Genomic DNA, 17,786 nt, shown 5'->3' with positions numbered 1-17,786 from the left:
TTCTGTGCATGATCTGTGTATGTTTAAATATGCACGGAATGTCTGGGGCGCGGTGATGCGCATGTTTTTTCCTATGGTGAAGTCTGGCCCAGACAGCGATTGCCCTTTCAGGGGCTTTGCCTGTAATTCAGCTCAATGACTGCCAGGATATTTTCGATTGAGGCGCAGCAGGACGGCGGCGCAAAACTCACGCTCAATTATAAAGTGGCCGGACAAAGCGGCTTGCAGCGCATGTCCTGCGCTGTGTCGCAGGATGACCTTCTGCAACTGGTGCTTTATGCCGAGGCGCTTAGCCTGCGTCGGCACTTCGGGCATCCTGTGGCGTCAGAGGTTTCGGCGGACGGGCTGACCCTGCGCTATGATCCGGACAGTCCTGAACTGCATGTGGAGCGCCGCTCTGGCTATACCACGCAAAGCGCAACGATCCCCGTGCGCAGCTTCCTGTCCCGAATGGCGGAGATGACCGACATCTGCATTGCGGAAGGCGAGGCATCGAAACACGGGCCCGCCCTGAAGTCTTTGCTGGGTGAATGCGCCAGACCTTCCGAGCTTGGAGCGATTGCGGAGCCGGACGCAGCCGATCAGGCCTTGCACCAGATACAGGAGATCGCGTTTCTCCTGTTGGTTCAGGACGCCTCCACGCGTGGCTCGGAACTTGCCCGCAACCTGCGCAAGAAGGCGTTGAGGGACCAAGCGCTGGAAATGGTAAATGCGACCCTCTGCGCGCTTGTGGCCGAGTTGCTGTCGCCTTGCTTGGGGCTGAAGGAAACAAGGAGGCAGTGATGTCAGGCTAAAGTGAACTGAACATCAAGACGCTGCTGGGAAGCTTTACCCGAAGACCGCGCGCGCCTCGTGTGCTTTCACCGAGGTTCTAGCCTCCAAGCCAAAGTTGGTTGATGAATGTGCTAACTCTGGAAACAGAGTAAGTATCTCAGTGCGCTGATCTTCATCAAGGGCATGAATGGACTGCGCTCCTGGATAGAAACTTTCTGACGGAATGCCTGCGCTATATATAATTTCGTGTTGATCAAACAGTATGTGAAAATACTCAACTGACCCACCTGCTTCAATATATATACCTTCGTTCATCGTAAGGTGTTTTGCGGGAATTAAAGCTTCAGATACGCCTAAGTTTAACTCCACTTTCCAGCCCTCAATGAGCAATCTATGTTGCGGAGAGACGCGCAACTCAATGGAGTTGCCCATAGCACCAGCCGAAATAACGACTGGGGCAAACCGATCGTCTGCGTGTACTCTTGTGGATCCTATCCATCTGATCGGTTGCAGAACTGAATCTTTCGTCACAATCAGGTCGCCTTTTCGTAAGGCTTCAATGGGCCGTTCGCCTTTGTCGGTCAAAATAGGCGTGCCGCGGACAAAACAGGGAACTATGTCCGTGTATGCCTCGATCACATTTTGACTCGAGACATCGACATTAGAGATCGTAAAGCTGTCGCCGGGATTGATGTAAATCGTAGACGCATACCCTACAAAACCTGTTCCTTGCCCTCCGTCACCTACGGTAACGAACAGTAGTTTTCCTGTTTCGCCTGTCGTATTGTTGATCACGGTAGCTTCAGCGGCGTTGTAGATAGGGTCACCAGCGACCCCAACGGTTTCTCCGTCGACAATCAAATCGGTGGTGAGGATTTGGTCAGCGCCCGTTTCGTCAGGAGTGCCGAAATCGCGTGGGCCATCATGAAAAAACTCATCGTCATCACTAAATTCCGCCACGTCTGGCGTGCCAGTCATTGTGAAGGTTCCACCAAAGACATAGCTCGAGGTGCCGAAGTCGGAGGCAGACCATATGGCGACAGTTGGCATGTTTGCATTCTCCTAGACAAAGGTGTTGCTGTGTTTCGGGTGGATTTAACAAGTAGGCTTTGTGTCCCCGCGGGCGGCTTGTCGTTGGTCCGTCAAGCGACAAACCTTTTGGGGTAGCGCTAATGTGGGCATTTCTGGTGGCTAGCTTCAGGGTAGGGCATTCCACAATTAACATTCAATTATATGGGGGAATGGGGCGAAATTATGAATGGATAGAAATTCCCTCTCCCCCATCTGGCGTGGCCGATACAGCAAGGGCGACCATGGCTTGCTTTCCTGTCTGTAGGCAAGGCGTGTGGAGATCCATTGAGATACAGCCGAGAGGCTGTGATGAGTACTTTCCGCATATGCCATCTGACGCAAAGCGCGTTGACACCTATTGGGCTGCCCCATACCGCTGGCGCTAACACGCATCACACGGATACCCGCAATGCCCACGGTTGCGCCTGCCGCTCCTCTTGCCCATCTCTCCCGTCGCCGCCGGCTGTCGATCTACGCCTTCATGATGATGGCGCTGTTCATGGCGACGCTGGACAACCAGATCGTCTCGACCGCATTACCGACGATTGTCGCTGAATTAGGGTCGATTGAACGCTTCGGTTGGGTCAGTGCTGCGTATCTGCTGGCGCAGAGTGCCATCATGCCGGTGTATGGCAAGCTGGGGGACTTGTTCGGACGCAAATATGTGATGATGTTTGCGATCTCGCTCTTTGTGGTCGGCTCTCTGAGTTGCGGCTTGGCGTGGTCGATGGAAAGCCTGATTGCCGCGCGTGTTTTGCAGGGACTGGGTGGCGGCGGCATTATGGTGTCGATTTTCTCGATCAATGCCGATCTGTTCGAGCCGCGTGAACGGGCGCGGTATCAGAGCTTTTCCAGCCTTGTCCTCATGGCCTCCGGTTCCATAGGCCCAACACTGGGCGGGGCCATGAGCCAGTATTTCGGCTGGCGTTCGATATTTCTTGTGAACCTGCCTGTCGGGATTCTGGTTCTGTCCGGCATCTTTCTCTTGCTGCCCTATGTCCGCCCGAACCGCCAGCCGAAGATCGATTATGCGGGGGCTGCGACCTTGGCGCTGACGATCGGGCTGATCGTGCTTTGGGCTGACGGGGCGCAGATTTTTGGCGGGATGTTTACGCCCGTGACCTTCGGCATTCTGGCTTTGTCCACCATGTCTGCTATTGCTTGGGTCCACATCGAGCGCCGCACGCCGGAGCCGATCATTCCGCTGAGCCTGTTCCGCAATCGCAACTTCCCGCTTCTGTTGATCGTGGCACTGACATCGGGCGGGGTCGGGATTGGCCTCGTCAATTATCATGCGCTGTTTTTGCAAATGACCACGGGGCTCTCGCCCGCCCATGCGGGTCTGTTCTTCATTGCACTCACCTGTGGCATTGCTGTTGGGTCTCTGACGGCGGGGCGTTTGATCGAGCATACAGGGCGATACAAACCGTTCCTGATCACTGGCACGACGCTCTCCGTGCTGGCCTTGATCGGGGTCTCGCAAATTCAGGTGGGAACATCGCTTTGGCTGATTGGGGCTGTGCTGGCAACATGCGGTCTGTCGATTGGTCTGGCGCAGCAATCGCCGGTCATCGGCGTGCAGCTGGTGGCTCCGCAGGGCGATATTGGTGCCGCGACCGGCGCGGTGACGCTGTGCCGGATGGCGGGGGCGTCATTGGCCATTTCGATCTACGGAGCGGTTCTGTCGGCGCGGCTGATGGCGGGGGCAGGAGATGTGAGTGATATTCCAGATCCCTCCAGCCTGTCGCCTGAAGCGCTCGCCGCGCTACCTGAGACCAGCCGCATTGCGGTCAGTATGCTGTTCTCGGATGCCTTCACATGGCTCTACATGGTGGCGGCGGGGCTTTCGGTCATCGGGCTGACCGCCGCGATCCTGCTGCGCCCGACGCTCATGCCGGTGAGTAAGCGGGCGGGGTGAGAGGGGAGGCATAGATTTTTGGCGCTAGCTGTGAAATGCCGCGCAGTGTGATGTCGAAATGACAAGCGCGCTTGACACGCTTCTGGCTGGGGTGCGAATTAATATTGTCCTTGCTGTGGCTTTTGCGGCGTTGTTGGTTAACGTGTTGGCTAAACCAGCTGAAATTTGGGCGGGGGGGCGAACTGTGCAAATTATGACGTCGCATATCATTCGCGCTGTGGCGCTTGTTGCCATCACCGCGAGTCTGTCGGCTTGTGCCCTTCCACGATCCGGTCCCAACAAAAAAGAGATTTTTGCAGGCTCCGTTCTGGAGCAAGGCGATTCCTTTGTCGTGGCCGTCAATGACCACGTCACAGCGGCCACCGCCATCACCGAAGAACTCGGCTTCTCCTCCGCGTTCCAGAACGCCGGCCTTGTCGGTTCCGATACTATTGCCGCAGGCGACATGCTGTCCTTGACGATCTGGGAAAACGTCGATGACGGGCTGCTGGCTGGTCAAAGTGCCAACGCCACCGTCCTTTCCGAGGTGCAGGTCGACGGCAGCGGCTTCATCTTCGTGCCCTATGCCGGCCGTATCAAAGCCGCAGGCAACAGCCCCGAGGCCATTCGCCGCATCATCACCGAGAAGCTCGACACTCAGACCCCTGATCCGCAGGTCATGGTCACACGTGCCGCAGGAGACGGGGCCACGGTCTCCATCACCGGTCAGATTGCCGCTCAAGGTGTTTATCCTATCCAGCGGCCCACCCGTCGTCTGACTGCCATGCTGGCGCAGGCCGGTGGCGTCTCGGTCGAGCCGGATATCGCGCAGATCAAAGTTATTCGCGGCAGCAAATCTGGTGCGGTCTGGTTCGAAGACCTCTACAAGAACCCGAAATACGACATTCCGCTGCGCGACGGCGACCGTATTCTCGTCGAAGCCGATCCGCGCTCCTTCACTGCACTTGGGGCCTCGGGTGGCCAAAGCGTCATCAATTTCGAGACCCGCAATCTCTCCGCGCTTGAGGCAATCGCTCAAGTCGGCGGGCTGCAAACCAATTCCGCCGATCCCACAGGGGTTTTCGTGTTCCGCAACGAACCTGAAGCCATCGCCAGACAGGTGCTTGGCCGCGATGATCTGGTCGGCCCCCAGCGCATGATCTACATGCTGGACCTGACCCAGCCGAACGGCCTGTTCCTTGCCCGCGACTTCCTGATCCGCGATGGCGATACGATCTATGTCACCGAAGCGCCGTTCACCCAATGGCAGAAAACTCTGGGTGCAATTACCGGCGCCACCAGCTCTGTCGACTCGCTGGCCAGCATCGGCGAGTAAGATTGAAGTGGTCCGGCAAAACTGGACGCGTGCTAAGATGTATCCAACCTGAACGAATGGATACAAGAATGACAACGCAACGGAACTTTTCAGACACGCACCTGCGCCTGTTGTCGCCCGGCGTGCCTTGAAGGTCTAACGATCGATGAAGATGAGAGCGTCTTTGCATGCAGTCGTCAGAGCTTCAAGAACACACTGCCAGGCACAGCGTTTCTCTCAACCGGACATAGCAGTTATAAACAGTCGTATGTAGGCTATACTGATCAGGAAGGTTGCGGCATAACACGCCCGTTTTCGACAGATGAAACGTGCAGAAGCGATTTCACCCAGTTGGTGAATTGGGTTCAGACCCTAGTTGTCAATGATCACAAAGAGGTCTTTCCTGGATCATAAGCCGGCAGGTCGAGCTGTCTGGCGATCTGGTTCATCTGATTGGCGAAGTGCGGCCGTCGTGCCGGATGCGATGCCTTGAGCACTGCGTGACAATAGCGATATGTCAGGCGCGGCCGCTTCATCTCTTGCAGGCGCTTGAGAAGCAGCTTTTGATAATATGGTAGCGTGCGGCGGGAGCGTAGCTGCCGGTATACGCCGGATTCATCCAGATCGTCATTGACCAGCCCATAAACAACAGGCTTCAGCGCCCCCATCATGGACATCACCGACCCGAGATTATGTCCTAAATGGCGGCATCTGATATGTGTGGTATTCGGGTGCCGGAACAAAGCGGCGTGGATGGCATCCTGATCTGTGTGTGGGTCATAAAACACCCATGTTTTTCGGGCTGTTGCGACTTCTTCGGGCGCATATCCGTAACGTCCGTCAAAATCCCGACGCCAAGCCGCACGAAATCGCGTTTCCCAGCCGCCTGTTATGTCGCGGTCCAAGGTTGCCTGCGGTGAAAGGGCGATCACTGTTGCACCGGGGGCGGCGGATGAAAAGGCCGCCGCGGCATATCCGGCCATAGATGTTCCGTAAAAGACCACCCGTTTGAACTGGTCAAAGAACTTGCTGTCGCGCAATTCGTCGAAAAAGTCGCAAACCTCTTCTGTGCGATACCACGTCCATCCGTGTGCTGCGATTCCCAGTGCTGACCAGCCTTGGGAATTGATGAATTTCACTCCCCAGGGGAGCCTGTCTTCGACCTTTTGCCGTGCATCGTCCAGATTGTCGAAGGTCACCACCAAGGTATCGTCCCCGCGCAGGAACAGGGCTTTGTGCTCAGCGTCAATCTGCCGGAAAAAGCCATGTTCCGCGCCAAGCTTTTCGAGCTGGTTGGTCCAGGCAATCTGTTTATCCGTTTGGGCGGAACTATTCATTCTAAGCCCCCTGTTTGGGTCGCAACACGAAACCCTATATGGCCCGTTGAACTGTCGGGCGTGTTATGTGTGCGGGAATGTACGAAATATCTCTGGCAATAGGAGGCATGGCACAGATGCGAGCCGCCTCTCATAACGCGTCCGGGACCCTGTGACGGACCTGTCGGGTCGGTGATCGGCGGCATTGTGGCGGCGGGCAAGGCGCCGAACCAGTCCGCGCACCAGTCCCAGACATTGCCGGTCATGTTATACAGCCCGTACCCGTTGGGTGCGAAGCTTTGAGCCGGGGCGACACCGACAAAACCATCCTCGCCGGTGTTCTCGGTCGGGAAGCGCCCATGCCAGATATTGTGCATGTATTTATTCTCAGGTTGCGGATCATCGCCCCAAGGGAACAAAGTGTTCTGCAGGCCGCCCTGCGCCGCGAATTCCCATTCGGCTTCTGTCGGCAGACGGACCCCGCAAAAATCGCAAAAGGCGACGGCATCTTCCCAACTGACATGCAGGACAGGGTGATCTTCCCGACCTTCCAGACCCGATTCCGGCCCTTCGGGGTGACGCCAGCAGGCTCCGGGCACAGCGCGCCACCAAGGGGCGTCCACAGGACCGGCAAGGCCGGCGCCCTCATCAGGGGCAAACATATGGAAAACGAAAGACCATCCTTCGCGTTCAGCCACTGTCTGATAACCGCTTTCGGCTACGAAGCCCTCAAAGATTTCATTGGTGATCTGCGTGGCCCCGAGCATGAAGGGAGACACGCGGACATGTCTGGCCGGACTGTCGAGATCGGCGGAATACCGTGGCTGGTTTGTGCCCATGTTGAAAATGCCGCCGGGAATAGGACGCAACAGAGCCGTAATTTTTTGTTTCAATCGGGCTGAGGCTGCATTCTTTTTGACCGGCGCGACAGGCGCGGACGCGGCCTCCGTCCGAGTGGTGCCGTGACAGCAGCCATGCTCCGGTTGCGCCGTCATTTCGCACCTCGTTGCGCTTTGATCGCTGCCAGTGCCTCTTGTCTTGCCTTGACAAAAACAGGCCCCCGCCGCTCACGCATAACAGCATCGGCCCAGCGGATGACCCATCTGTGCCTTTTGCTCTTTTGCAAGTGGGCGAGGACCGCCCTTTTATACGTCAGGGATGTGTGTCTGTTCCGCATGAGCCGTGCAATGCTGCGACGTGTCGCCGTCCCGTCGATACAGGACGACACAACAGGTTTCAGAATGCCCATGTCGCGCCAGACGGACAACATGCCGTGCCCCATGAAGGGACATTTGACCTTTTCTATATTGTCGCCCCTGAACAGGGCGACATGGGCCGCATCGCCAAAAATACGGCTGTCATAGAACAACCAGACCTTTTCTGCGGTCTCCACCATGTCAGGGGCAAACCCATACCGGCCTGAAAAATCATTATGCCATGCCGGACGGAAACGCCGTTCCCATGCCGCATATTTGCGCGCAAGCGTGGCCTGCGGGTTGATGGCAACGACCGTAGCCCCCGGAACCGCGGCAGAAAAGGCACAGGCGGCATAGCCCCCCATAGAGGTGCCGTAGAACACCACCCGACGGAAACGGTCAAAGAACTTTTCGGATTTCAGACGGTCAAAGAAATCCAGCACAGCCTCGTCGCGATACCATGTTGCGCCATGTGCCATAAAGCCGAGCGCGGACCACCCCTGCGAACTGATGAAATCAACGGCCCAAGGGAGGCGATCTGTTTTCTGGCGCACATCGTCAAGGTTGTCGAACACCACAACGAGCGTATCGGCCTTCTCTCCCTCGGCAGGGATAAAGATTGCCTTGTGCATATCCCCAACGTCTTCAAAAAAACCTTTGTCGCGTGCTTGTGCCAGCAAGGTCTGCCGCCAGGCTTCTGCGCGGCTCGATAACTGCTTTTCTGTCATGACCATTTACCCGCTGTACCGGATCACCCGTCCGGATATGAGACATAGCCTAATTTGTTATACGGCGTAAATCTTTACCTTTGCACGCTAATCAGCGTAAGTTTTCGGGAAATTGGATCAAAAGAGCAGGATCATTATGGCCGATACCTCTGACACTCAACAGGATGCATCTGGCGATAAGCTGCCTGAGTGGTATCGCGAAATTTTTCCCGCCGGTGCCCATGACGGTTTCTACGAAAAACTGGGAGAACACGCTCTGATCCATGTTGATCGCGGGCCTGAAGTTCTCGTGGTCACTTTCGACAACCTGTCGGATGCCGGTTACCCCGATTATGATGTCAAAGCATGGGCGGAGAAATTCATTCGGGACAGCGGGCATAGTCACTTGGGCGTTGTCGCACAGGGGCCAACCTGGTTTCGGGATGCCCGCCTGATCGAGCGGATGGAGAAATTGGCCGCAGACGGATTTTTTGCCCGCTTTGATCGAGTTGTCATGGCTGGCACGTCCATGGGCGGGTTCGGGGCGCTTGCCTTTGCAGATCTCGCGCCGGGCTGTGATGTTATTGCGTTCAGCCCGCAGACAACCCTGTCCGAAGAGCTTGTGCCTTGGGAGAAACGTTTCGGCTCCGGACGCGCTCAGGACTGGACATTGCCGCGTTCGGATGCGGCCAAAACGGTTGGAAATGTCAGAAAACTCTGGGTCATTCTGGACCCTTTCTTCACGCCGGACCTGAAACAGATCCAACGCTTGCCCGAAGATAAAATATCGGTTCTGAAATCCTTCGGTCAGGGTCATAAAACGGCACTGGTGTTGCGTCGGATGGATCTTTTGAAAGACACGATGGCCAAAGCCATCGACGGCACGTTGACCGAAAAATGGTTTTATAGCGCCACACGCAAACGCAAAGACCTCTATCTCTACCGCAAGACGATGGAAGACCATCTTCAGGCACGCGGAAAACAACATCGCATTCCCGCTTTTGTCGCTGCGTTCCGGACACGCGCCCGCGCCCGACAGGCTCAGGAGGCAGGCAAAGAGGGCACGTCCTCCACAGCCTCTTCCTCTGATGCCGACACCCCTCGAAGGGCCGTTGCGGCGATGAGCAGGCAAAACAAAACCGATGCGCATATCACTGTAGGAACAGAGCTTCAGCGTCCGTCACGCAAGCCCCGAACGCTTGGAAATGTGTGGAACCTGTCCGATGACGGGGTCACCCTGCGCTACCTGTCCGATCAATATCGCCATCAGGTGATGGGATTTGAAGAACGCGATGGTGTCACACTGGCCCAAAGCCCTCAGGTGGCCTTAGGCATGGTTTCAATCGGCGGCACAACGGCCATCCCCCGCACCTTGCCGGAGCGGTTTGAATATCACGTACGGGACGAATTTCTGTCGCAGGACACGGCTCCACAAGGTGCAGAAGCACAAGGGGTCGCCGTGCTGTCGTATGAGCGTGCCGACTGCCGTGCGCTACGCACCGTTTTTGCCCTGTCCCACCCCAAACCTGGGATCACCGCCGCAGAGATCCATCCGGACTCCTCCTATCTGCAAGATGTTATGGACCGGATTCAGGATGCGAAAAGCAGCGCCCAAGAACATGATCGCATCTTGTATGTTGATCGTATCTCCATGGACCTGCTCGCGGGGGATCTCACAATGGACGAGTTATCCGCCGCAAGCCACTATATCGACACGATCCGCACCCTACGCGAACATGTCGCGCGCGCCGCAGACCAGATCAGCTACCCCCATGTGATCGTCACGCAAAAGCCGGGCACGCGGACAAACGGAAAATCCGAAGTTGCCCTTGCTGAAGGTCGGCTCGATATTCACGAGCCGGGTCTTGGCATATTGGTGGCCAGCCCGAGTTACATGCTGGAATTCATGCCCGATACAGTTGCAACGATTGCGCCAAAAGACCGGATGTGGCTGGATGAGCTTGAAGCCCTCGCCGTGCGGGCCGCGCAAAATGGCGAACGCTGGTTCTGTCCCTCCATGCGTCAGGTGTTCCGGCGCGGCACGGATCTGGTGGTCGAATTTGCCACCATGACTCCCTTGGAATTAGATCCTAAAGTCGCCCGAAACACGCATGGATTCACATTGGATGGCTGTGTGAACGACGCGCAGATCACCGGTTTGCATTTCGAGCCTGCCTTTCACGGAGGGCAGCGGGTTGTTCTGTCACTCGACCGTTTCGCGGAAGGCCCCGGCCTTTCTGTAAACTATGCCTGGGGCATGATGCGGGATGCTCCCCACGGAGAACGTCCGGCCAACCATGGCGCATTGCGTGAAACCTGGTCCAGACCAAGCCTTCTGCAACCCGAACGAAGGCTCTACCGCTATGCGCTGTCGGGCCGTCTTCCGGTCATGCCGTCCGAGCTGGCAGGAGGCGTGCAATGACAACTCCCGAGCGGCCCAATATCCTGCTGATCAGTATGGATGATGCCTTTGCCTTCTGGCGCTTTCGCAATGCTTTCGGCGTGGAGCTTCAAACCCCCAATCTGGACCGCATCTGTGCGCGGGCGACAGCATTTCATGCCGCCTATTGCCAGACGCCGGTCTGCGGTCCCTCGCGTTCCAGTTTCATGTCGGGGCTGGCTCCACATCAAACAGGCATTTTCGACAATTACAGCGAGATTTTCGAACTACTCCGGCCCGAGCAAATGTGGTCCTACCGCCTGAAGGAAGCCGGTTATTTCTGTTCGACCGGTGGCAAGATACACCACGGTTACAAACCTCGCCCGCCTGAAGTTCATAACGCCCTGTATTCCCACGAGGCACAGGAATGTCACTTCGGTCCGTCCCGCACGGCGCCCCACAAGGATTTTGGCGGGGCCGGAAGGGGGCTCGGGACCACCGATGAGGCGAATGACAGTCAATATTACGACCATACCTCTGCAGATTATGCGATCGACTTCCTGCGCCGCTATGAGGGGGATGCGCCATTCTACCGCGAAGCAGGGTTTCACAACCCCCACCCGCCGTTCAGAACGCCCGCCCGTTTCAAGGAAATGTATGATGAAAACGACTTCATCATGCCGGAAGAGTGGAAGCAGAAAAGGGAATCTGATGCCTTTGCCGAGGCCTCTTTCCCGCCGAATTTTCCGCTCAAGAATGAAACCGCATGGCGCAAGACGATCCGTAACTATTTTTCCTGCTACAGCCATGTTGACTGGCATATCGGACGTGTTTGGGATGCGCTGCAGGCCTCCCCGCATGCAAAAAACACGCTTGTGATCATCACAGCAGATCATGGCTATCACATGGGCGACAAGGCGCGCTTCCGGAAATATACGCTCTGGGAAGAGGCCGCCGGAGTTCCTCTGATTATCTATGATCCGCGACAGGACAAGGGGCAGGTGGTCAAGGACCCTGTCGCGCTTCTGGATATCGGGCAAACCGTCATGGATTACGCGCAACTGCCGCCCCTGCAGGACAGCCCCGGCCGGTCTTTGCGCCCGCAGGTTGAAGGCGCGGTCCAGGACGACCGATCAGTTCCCACGTTCTTTTTCGGTTCGACCGGCATCCGTCATGGACAGTTTCGCTACATTTATTATCAGGACGGAAGTGAAAAACTGTATGATCTGGAGAGCGACCCCTGGCAATTGCGTGATGTCAGCCCCAATCATCCCAAGCTTTCCGAAATGCGGACGCGCCTGAAGCAAACGGCCAGCCAGTACGGCATGTTTATCTGTGATGATGAGACCTGTGAGCCGCGCCCAATCGAATATGTCTCGGTTCAGGAGCATGGGAAACAACCGGCGTCCCCTCCGACAAGCGGCCAGATCGCATTTGAGCCGCCCGACTCGGACATGCCCGACTATCCCGGATGGCGCCGGTATTTCTTGCGCCCGCGCACGGACATGAGCATTGATTTGCCCAAGGCCTGGAGGGAGCTGTATTATCCCGGGGACATCGGGGACAAGGCTGAACACCTTGAAGTGCGCTGCAATGATTTGGGCTGCCACATCGACTTCATGGGGGGGCATCAGCGGATTGCATTGCGCATCTTTGGCGGGCGCGGGAATGACCGGATTGAAACGGCCCATGACCCGATCACGGCCTATCTTCAGGCCGGAGACAACACCGTTGAGGCCGGATTTGCTGATGCGACAATCGTCGGCGGGTCCGGATATGATCGCATAGAATGCCAACGAGCGGAAAACCGTGTGCATGGCGGCACGGGGGACGCGCATATCATATGCGGAACCGGCCATGATATCATTACGACAGGCGACGGCAGGAATATCGTCCACGGCAATACCGGCACCTCAGATGTGACCATCGACGGCGGCACAAACGTGATTGAGGTCGGTCCCGGAGACATGGTGCTACACTTCCAAAGGACCGGACTACCTCAGGTCGTGAAAGGTTATAAAGGCGGTGAGTTGGACATTTCGGACTGGAATGCCCTTGGCCCGTATGACCTGTCATCCGATGGCTGCGATGCGCTCCTGACCTGCGGGACCGAACGGGTTCGCTTTGTTGCAACCGATGTGGCGGTCTTGCGTCAGGCGCTTGCCGATATTGAATGAAAGACACCTTCCCATGCTCTTATCTCCCAAACTGGATACGGAAATCACAACCTTCAAAATTTATGGTGAGCGATGCTCCGGTACGAATTTCGTCGAGACCCTCATCAAGCAGAACTTTCCCGCAATCCGTCAGGGGAAACGGTATAACTGGGAAAAGCATAATTTCGTCAACCCTCCCTTCGCACTGGATACCACTCTAGCGGTTGTCGTTGTCCGGGATGTTTTTGAGTGGCTGAAAAGCCTGCACCGTAGCCCGCATCAGGTTGACTACTGGTATCGCGATGTCGATTTTTCGGGTTTCCTGCGCCACGAATGGTCCGGAGTTTTCAACGGATATCTGATCCCGAACCAGCGTCAATTGCCCGTGCGCTTCAAGGAGTTGATGTATGAGCGTCACCCGATGACGGGAGAGCGGATTAAGAATGTCGTTGAATTGCGCAACCTGAAACTGGCGAGCCAGTTAAAGGTACGAAACCTGTATCGGAACTGGATCATCCTGAGATTTGACGAGGCTCGGGATGCGCCTCACTCTCTGGTGAAACAAATGGCCGAGCATTTCGATTTACATGCTGCGCCGGATTTTCTGCCTGTGAAAAAGGATGTGTCACACTTTGCTCTCCCCGGAGATGTCGAGGGTAAAGGGCGCCAACAAGAATATGCCACCTTTATCCCGAAGGACCGCGCATTCGTGATGGAGAACCTGAATATGGAGAACGAGGCCCTCCTTGGCTTTCCATATGCTACGACAGGCGTGGGTACGTGATTTACTCGCGGAGCGAGGGATTCCCGGTGATGCTGAGATGGTTTGTTGTGGAGGGAAGTCTGGGCCCGAGACCTGTGAGTGTGCAACAGAACCATTTTTGGGAGACAGTTTGTGTCTAAACAGTCCATACTTAAAAACAATGAAACCGCTGGCCCCGTCGATTTGGTGATATTGTCCGGTCAGTCCAATATGGGTGGCTACCGTAGCAATTTGGGAAAAATATTGCCTGCACGGCGTGCTTGCCTTGGAGCCAGTATTTGGCACAATAAAGTTTGGGCGCCGCTTGAAGTTGGTTCGGGCTATCAAAAATACGGGGCAGGGCCTGAGGTTGGCTTTGCTCGAGCTTGGACTAAAACCACAGGGAAGCCGTTGCATATAGTGAAAGTGTGCAAAGGCGGGGCAAGTATTTGGCGTGAATATCACCCGCATTTGCCAGGCCGGAAATTTTCTGAACTTCTTCGTGAAACGAGTGATGCACTTACGTCTCAGCCGCATCGACTAGTCGGGTTAGCTTGGTTTCAAGGAGAAGAAGACGCCAAGCGGTTTGAGTGGGCGGAGGCTTACCAGCAACGGTTTTCTGAGTTTTTAGAAAGTTTTCGTGTAAAATTAGGCGTTTGCCGGCTGCCAGTTGTTTGTGCTGAACTCAGCACTACAAATCCGAAATTTCCGTATATTGCCCCTGTTAATGCTGCATTCAAAGCTATGAAAGCTGAGAATGTCTCGATGATTAAGACTGCGGATTTCCCGAAGCCTGACGGGGTACATTTTACTTACCGTGGGTTGTTCGAGCTGGGGCGACGTGCGGCAAACAGTCTTTATCAACAGCAAAGGTAAGGTGTGGACTGAGGCCTGTTTGGGAAATACTTACGGAAGTGCGGATAACAATTTTCCAATAAGTTCCAGTTGTTCACAGCTGAAAGACGAATGGTTGTTTGCGGGGCTGTGAGGCGGGTCAAAGGGTGGAGTGTCTTGATTGAGGTAATTTTCCGCAAGCTTTATATTTTCGTCCTTAAAGTGGTTAAATATCTCTTTTCGTTGTTCATCTGACAAAAGATTACGACCAGCCCCTGTATGAGGCAGATCTGCTTTTACAAGTTGGGCATTTACCTTGGCGACATCGTACTTTGTGTTTTGGGCGACCAGCTGCAGCAGGTCATATAGATCCCGATTGGCGCGAGGATTGGCTTCTTGTGGGGTGGCCTGCAATGCCTTGAGTTTCTCCATACCGATTAAGTGTAAGAAGTCCTCAATGGCATCCTGCCCTATGAGTTTGTTGCGCTGATAAACTCTCACCAAGATTTCGGCTTCAGGGAATGCCGTTTTCCACAGATCAAGAGTTTTCGTATAACGTCCTCTGCCAAGGGAGATCCTGCTTTGGATGAACTTTTCAAGTGACTGTCGGGTTCTGCCGTTACGCAATCTTTGTAAAAACAATGACTCAAGATACTCATCTTGACGGCGAAGATAGCAAATTATTTTAACATCTTCACCGGGACGAACGAGCTCTGCGTGCAGGGCCGTTTTCAACATATTCGGGGAGGTCGCAAAAAGGTTCTCAGCTGAGATCAGGCAGTGTTCTGCGTTTTCGCGTTGCTTGGCCAGCACCCTCCATGCTTTTTTGACCATATTCGGGTCCTGGCTCGCGATCTTATTGATCAACATGTTGGCTGCCGGAGCTTTGGGACCATAAGTCAGATAAGCGAGCCCTGCTTCCATGAAGGCTTTTCGGTTTTCCGAAAGAAAAACTTGAATTGAGGTGGTGCCAGTTTTGTGGCTGCCGATGTGAAGGTAGACTGTCATATGTGCTTGGATACAATCGCTTTGTTAGAGTGTGATAACTTCTATCTTTCTTGTCGTATGAATGTCCGGATACTCACCTGAAACCCGTGGTTCATGCGATGTGGAACACGCATGACATCAATGCGCCGTTTCACCGCGCTCTACGGTGAAAAAGAACTCCTCGCCCACATCTTTCTCCAACACCTCGTCGGGCACGCATTCGGGGCCTGAGAGGAAGACGTTAGCGCCAAAATGGCGGTGCATCCGGCTGAGTTTTTCCATCCGTGCGCCGGTCAGTTCTGCGTAGAAGTTGCTGTAGTTCTCTGTGGCCCGCAGTTCCGCGATCTTGTTTTTATGGGCGGCAACACAGGCGTCATGCATGGCTCTAATGTCCGGATCGGCCATGAGACGGTCGAATTCTTTCTGGAGTTTGGGGATCATGCGCTGAACCGAACGCTCTTCTTCAAAATTGTTGTTCATGCGGAACCAGTAGGCCAGCCCTTGGTCCCGATCCACATGGTTCACGCGTCCCCGATCGCGCTTGACCAGAAAGCTCTCGGCAGAGCGCACGGCGTAGTGGTTGAGCTGGACGACATCATAGCCATAGGTCGAGGCGTTGGAGCGCCATGCGTTGCGGTATTCGCCCTCCGGCATCGGTTTGGCCGATCCGTTGTACCAGCGGATCTTGTCCCAGACCTGCGGTTTGAGGCCCTTGGGACGATGCACCCCAAGCTTTTTGAACAGGCCGACGTTTTTGAAGAGGGTTTTGAAGCCCCAAGCCTGATGCGGTTTGTTGGCAAATTCGGGGGCGGCGCGGAAGAATTGTTCGACCAGAAAGCGGTCTTCGTATTCATGCACGTCATTATTGCCAAAGAGCCGCCATGTGCAGGAGATCAGGTTCGCATCCGGCACTGTGTCAAACAGTGCGGTCATAGTCCCGTCCCCGACCTTAATATTGATGAACTCGTCCACATCCATGGAAATGGCCCAGTCGCTCTCCATGATGATGGGCTCTTTCTCGGCTTGCTGCAACGCGTGGTGTTGAGGCTTGAGCCCCGTGCCGTGGAACTTGTTGTCGCGGTGTTGGACGTAGCCTTTCTCCTGCAACAGATCGAGCAGCTCATCCGTGCCATCTGTGCAGTCGTTGGTGTAGACCAGAAAACCTTCGATCCCTATGGCGCGGTGATAGGCCAGCCATTCAAGGATAAAGGGCCCCTCGTTTTTCATACAGGTGACGATGGCAACGGAATTGTCACCTTTGGGCGGTTTGGTGATGTCCTCTTGGGGCATCAGGACCGGCTGGTGCTTCCATTCCCGCTTTGCCATTTTCAGTAGTGGCGCATGTTCAATCAAGGAGGCTTTGGGCACGATTTTCGACACTGACGGTGCGCGATGACGCAGGGCCATAAAACGGTAGAACGGGTAGGAGACAGCAGGCTCCACCCCGCCGATGCGCACCAGCCGGAACACGGCCCGATCCGGCAGAACAGACATGGCCGCACACCAGCGCCCGCGGCGTTTTTGGGCGTCGAACTGGACACAGATGTGGTCGGCAAATTGCACGGGGTCATCTTCGCGCACCCGCCACGGGTAGCATTGTTGGCCGACCAGTTGCACTACGCCGTTTTTGGCATCCTGGGCCAGATCGAACATGGTGCCGCGCGGGTCGGCGGGGACCAGATCGTAAATCTCGATATTGGCCACGGCACGGGCCTTGGACAAGAACAGATGCCGCAGCATTTCATAGATCAGAACATCGCCCAAAGGCGCGCTCCAAGGATCCGCTTGCGGCACGTCCATCCGGTCCTTGCCCGGCGCGCCGGGGGTGGCGTAAGGGTGATGTTCCGGCGCCGTGTCGGGCTGCCCCAAGGGCACGTCGCAATCGACGAGCACTACGGTCATATCCTTCAGCTTTTTCAGCCCTTTGCTCAAGGCTTTGACAAAAGCTTCATCTGTGCCGGGCTTTGCGCGATCGAGGATTACTGCGCCCGTCATGCCCTGATGCTTGGCGTGATAGGCAAGCCACTGGAGAACAGTCTCGGCGGTCTCGCCATTGCGTGTGGCCAGTGCCACGTTGCGACCGGACATCATGTCAAGCTGTGGCTGCTTAAGCGGAATTTCGACCAGCTTGCTGTCGACAAAGGTTTGTATCTTGCCCGCGGGACAGGGGCGCGTAAGCCACGGCGCATCCCCGACACTGCGGATCTCCGCGCCAGCCAGAAGGTTCTCCGCCATGATAGGACTCAGCTGCGAACCCTTGCTGAAAAACAGATGCGCCTGACCGTCACCCGTGTCGAGAGCGGCCAGAACAGTTGATGTGCCGAGAGTGACGGCTTTGATATGATGCCGCTGTAGCTGTGCCATACCAGGCCTGTCCTCATCTCACGCCAAGCGGTCTTGTCGCTTGATTT

13 protein-coding genes are annotated in these 17,786 nt (G+C 55.6%); 7 read left to right on the top strand and 6 right to left on the bottom strand.

Going from position 1 to position 17,786, the window contains the following annotated elements; translation table 11 throughout:
• Positions 1-135 precede the first annotated feature (135 nt).
• Positions 136-783, top strand: coding sequence for a hypothetical protein (locus KO492_RS04260; RefSeq protein ID WP_216043829.1), 648 nt, complete (start codon positions 136-138; stop codon positions 781-783).
• 45 nt (positions 784-828) lie between these two features.
• Here the strand turns inward: KO492_RS04260 and KO492_RS04255 are convergent, their stop codons facing one another.
• Entirely contained in the window at positions 829-1,824 is a 996-nt protein-coding gene (locus tag KO492_RS04255) for a Hint domain-containing protein (protein WP_216043828.1), read from the bottom strand.
• 430 nt (positions 1,825-2,254) lie between these two features.
• Here KO492_RS04255 and KO492_RS04250 point away from each other — a divergent pair, with 430 nt between their 5' ends.
• Both KO492_RS04250 and KO492_RS04245 read left to right on the top strand, forming a co-directional pair.
• Positions 2,255-3,763, top strand: a complete 1,509-nt coding sequence (locus KO492_RS04250; protein ID WP_216043827.1) for an MDR family MFS transporter — start codon at positions 2,255-2,257, stop codon at positions 3,761-3,763.
• A gap of 193 nt (positions 3,764-3,956) precedes the next feature.
• Complete coding sequence (locus KO492_RS04245; protein WP_216043833.1) at positions 3,957-5,078, top strand: polysaccharide biosynthesis/export family protein; 1,122 nt, start codon at positions 3,957-3,959, stop codon at positions 5,076-5,078.
• 365 nt (positions 5,079-5,443) lie between these two features.
• Here KO492_RS04245 and KO492_RS04240 read toward each other — a convergent pair whose 3' ends face one another.
• From KO492_RS04240 to KO492_RS04230, 3 genes are read right to left on the bottom strand one after another with little or no spacing between them, the layout of a single operon-like run.
• Positions 5,444-6,394, bottom strand: coding sequence for a phosphoadenosine phosphosulfate reductase (locus KO492_RS04240; RefSeq protein WP_216043826.1), 951 nt, complete (start codon positions 6,392-6,394; stop codon positions 5,444-5,446).
• A complete protein-coding gene (locus tag KO492_RS04235; RefSeq protein ID WP_216043825.1) occupies positions 6,391-7,368 on the bottom strand; it encodes a formylglycine-generating enzyme family protein in 978 nt (325 codons plus the stop codon). The genes KO492_RS04240 and KO492_RS04235 overlap by 4 nt, the downstream gene beginning before the upstream one ends.
• A complete protein-coding gene (locus tag KO492_RS04230) occupies positions 7,365-8,201 on the bottom strand; it encodes an alpha/beta fold hydrolase (RefSeq protein WP_216043824.1) in 837 nt (278 codons plus the stop codon). Before KO492_RS04230 ends, KO492_RS04235 begins: the two co-directional genes overlap by 4 nt.
• Positions 8,202-8,433: 232 nt before the next feature.
• On the opposite strand from KO492_RS04230, the gene KO492_RS04225 reads away from it, so the two are divergent.
• The 4 genes from KO492_RS04225 (at position 8,434) to KO492_RS04210 (ending at position 14,430) form a co-directional block, all read left to right on the top strand.
• Positions 8,434-10,698 carry a hypothetical protein gene (locus KO492_RS04225; protein ID WP_216043823.1) on the top strand — a complete coding sequence of 755 codons (2,265 nt, stop codon included), beginning with the start codon at positions 8,434-8,436 and terminating at the stop codon, positions 10,696-10,698.
• Positions 10,695-12,833: a sulfatase-like hydrolase/transferase gene (locus KO492_RS04220; protein ID WP_216043822.1), complete on the top strand. Its 2,139-nt coding sequence runs from the start codon at positions 10,695-10,697 to the stop codon at positions 12,831-12,833. Before KO492_RS04225 ends, KO492_RS04220 begins: the two co-directional genes overlap by 4 nt.
• A 13-nt stretch (positions 12,834-12,846) precedes the next feature.
• Entirely contained in the window at positions 12,847-13,596 is a 750-nt protein-coding gene (locus tag KO492_RS04215; protein WP_216043821.1) for a hypothetical protein, read from the top strand.
• 111 nt (positions 13,597-13,707) lie between these two features.
• Positions 13,708-14,430, top strand: a complete 723-nt coding sequence (locus KO492_RS04210) for a sialate O-acetylesterase (RefSeq protein WP_216043820.1) — start codon at positions 13,708-13,710, stop codon at positions 14,428-14,430.
• A gap of 30 nt (positions 14,431-14,460) precedes the next feature.
• On the opposite strand, the gene KO492_RS04205 is transcribed toward KO492_RS04210, so the two are convergent.
• Positions 14,461-15,396 carry a hypothetical protein gene (locus tag KO492_RS04205; protein WP_216043819.1) on the bottom strand — a complete coding sequence of 312 codons (936 nt, stop codon included), beginning with the start codon at positions 15,394-15,396 and terminating at the stop codon, positions 14,461-14,463.
• Between the two features lie 117 nt (positions 15,397-15,513).
• Positions 15,514-17,739 (bottom strand): glycosyltransferase family 2 protein, encoded by a 2,226-nt coding sequence (locus KO492_RS04200; RefSeq protein WP_216043818.1) that lies wholly within the window; start codon positions 17,737-17,739, stop codon positions 15,514-15,516.
• Positions 17,740-17,786: the final 47 nt, after the last annotated feature.

It is taken from the genome of Celeribacter halophilus, assembly GCF_018860305.1.
Lineage (GTDB): Bacteria > Pseudomonadota > Alphaproteobacteria > Rhodobacterales > Rhodobacteraceae > Celeribacter > Celeribacter halophilus_A.
Note: the sequence above shows the minus strand (reverse complement) of the source record. Positions and strands in the feature narration are given on the sequence as shown.

Excerpts from the sequence above, each read along its gene's own strand:
- KO492_RS04260 (WP_216043829.1), top strand. The coding sequence starts at position 136 with ATGACTGCCAGGATATTTTCGATTGAGGCGCAGCAGGACGGCGGCGCA.
- KO492_RS04255 (WP_216043828.1), bottom strand. The coding sequence starts at position 1,824 with ATGCCAACTGTCGCCATATGGTCTGCCTCCGACTTCGGCACCTCGAGC.
- KO492_RS04250 (WP_216043827.1), top strand. The coding sequence starts at position 2,255 with ATGCCCACGGTTGCGCCTGCCGCTCCTCTTGCCCATCTCTCCCGTCGC.
- KO492_RS04245 (WP_216043833.1), top strand. The coding sequence starts at position 3,957 with ATGACGTCGCATATCATTCGCGCTGTGGCGCTTGTTGCCATCACCGCG.
- KO492_RS04240 (WP_216043826.1), bottom strand. The coding sequence starts at position 6,394 with ATGAATAGTTCCGCCCAAACGGATAAACAGATTGCCTGGACCAACCAG.
- KO492_RS04235 (WP_216043825.1), bottom strand. The coding sequence starts at position 7,368 with ATGACGGCGCAACCGGAGCATGGCTGCTGTCACGGCACCACTCGGACG.
- KO492_RS04230 (WP_216043824.1), bottom strand. The coding sequence starts at position 8,201 with ATGCACAAGGCAATCTTTATCCCTGCCGAGGGAGAGAAGGCCGATACG.
- KO492_RS04225 (WP_216043823.1), top strand. The coding sequence starts at position 8,434 with ATGGCCGATACCTCTGACACTCAACAGGATGCATCTGGCGATAAGCTG.
- KO492_RS04220 (WP_216043822.1), top strand. The coding sequence starts at position 10,695 with ATGACAACTCCCGAGCGGCCCAATATCCTGCTGATCAGTATGGATGAT.
- KO492_RS04215 (WP_216043821.1), top strand. The coding sequence starts at position 12,847 with ATGCTCTTATCTCCCAAACTGGATACGGAAATCACAACCTTCAAAATT.
- KO492_RS04205 (WP_216043819.1), bottom strand. The coding sequence starts at position 15,396 with ATGACAGTCTACCTTCACATCGGCAGCCACAAAACTGGCACCACCTCA.
- KO492_RS04200 (WP_216043818.1), bottom strand. The coding sequence starts at position 17,739 with ATGGCACAGCTACAGCGGCATCATATCAAAGCCGTCACTCTCGGCACA.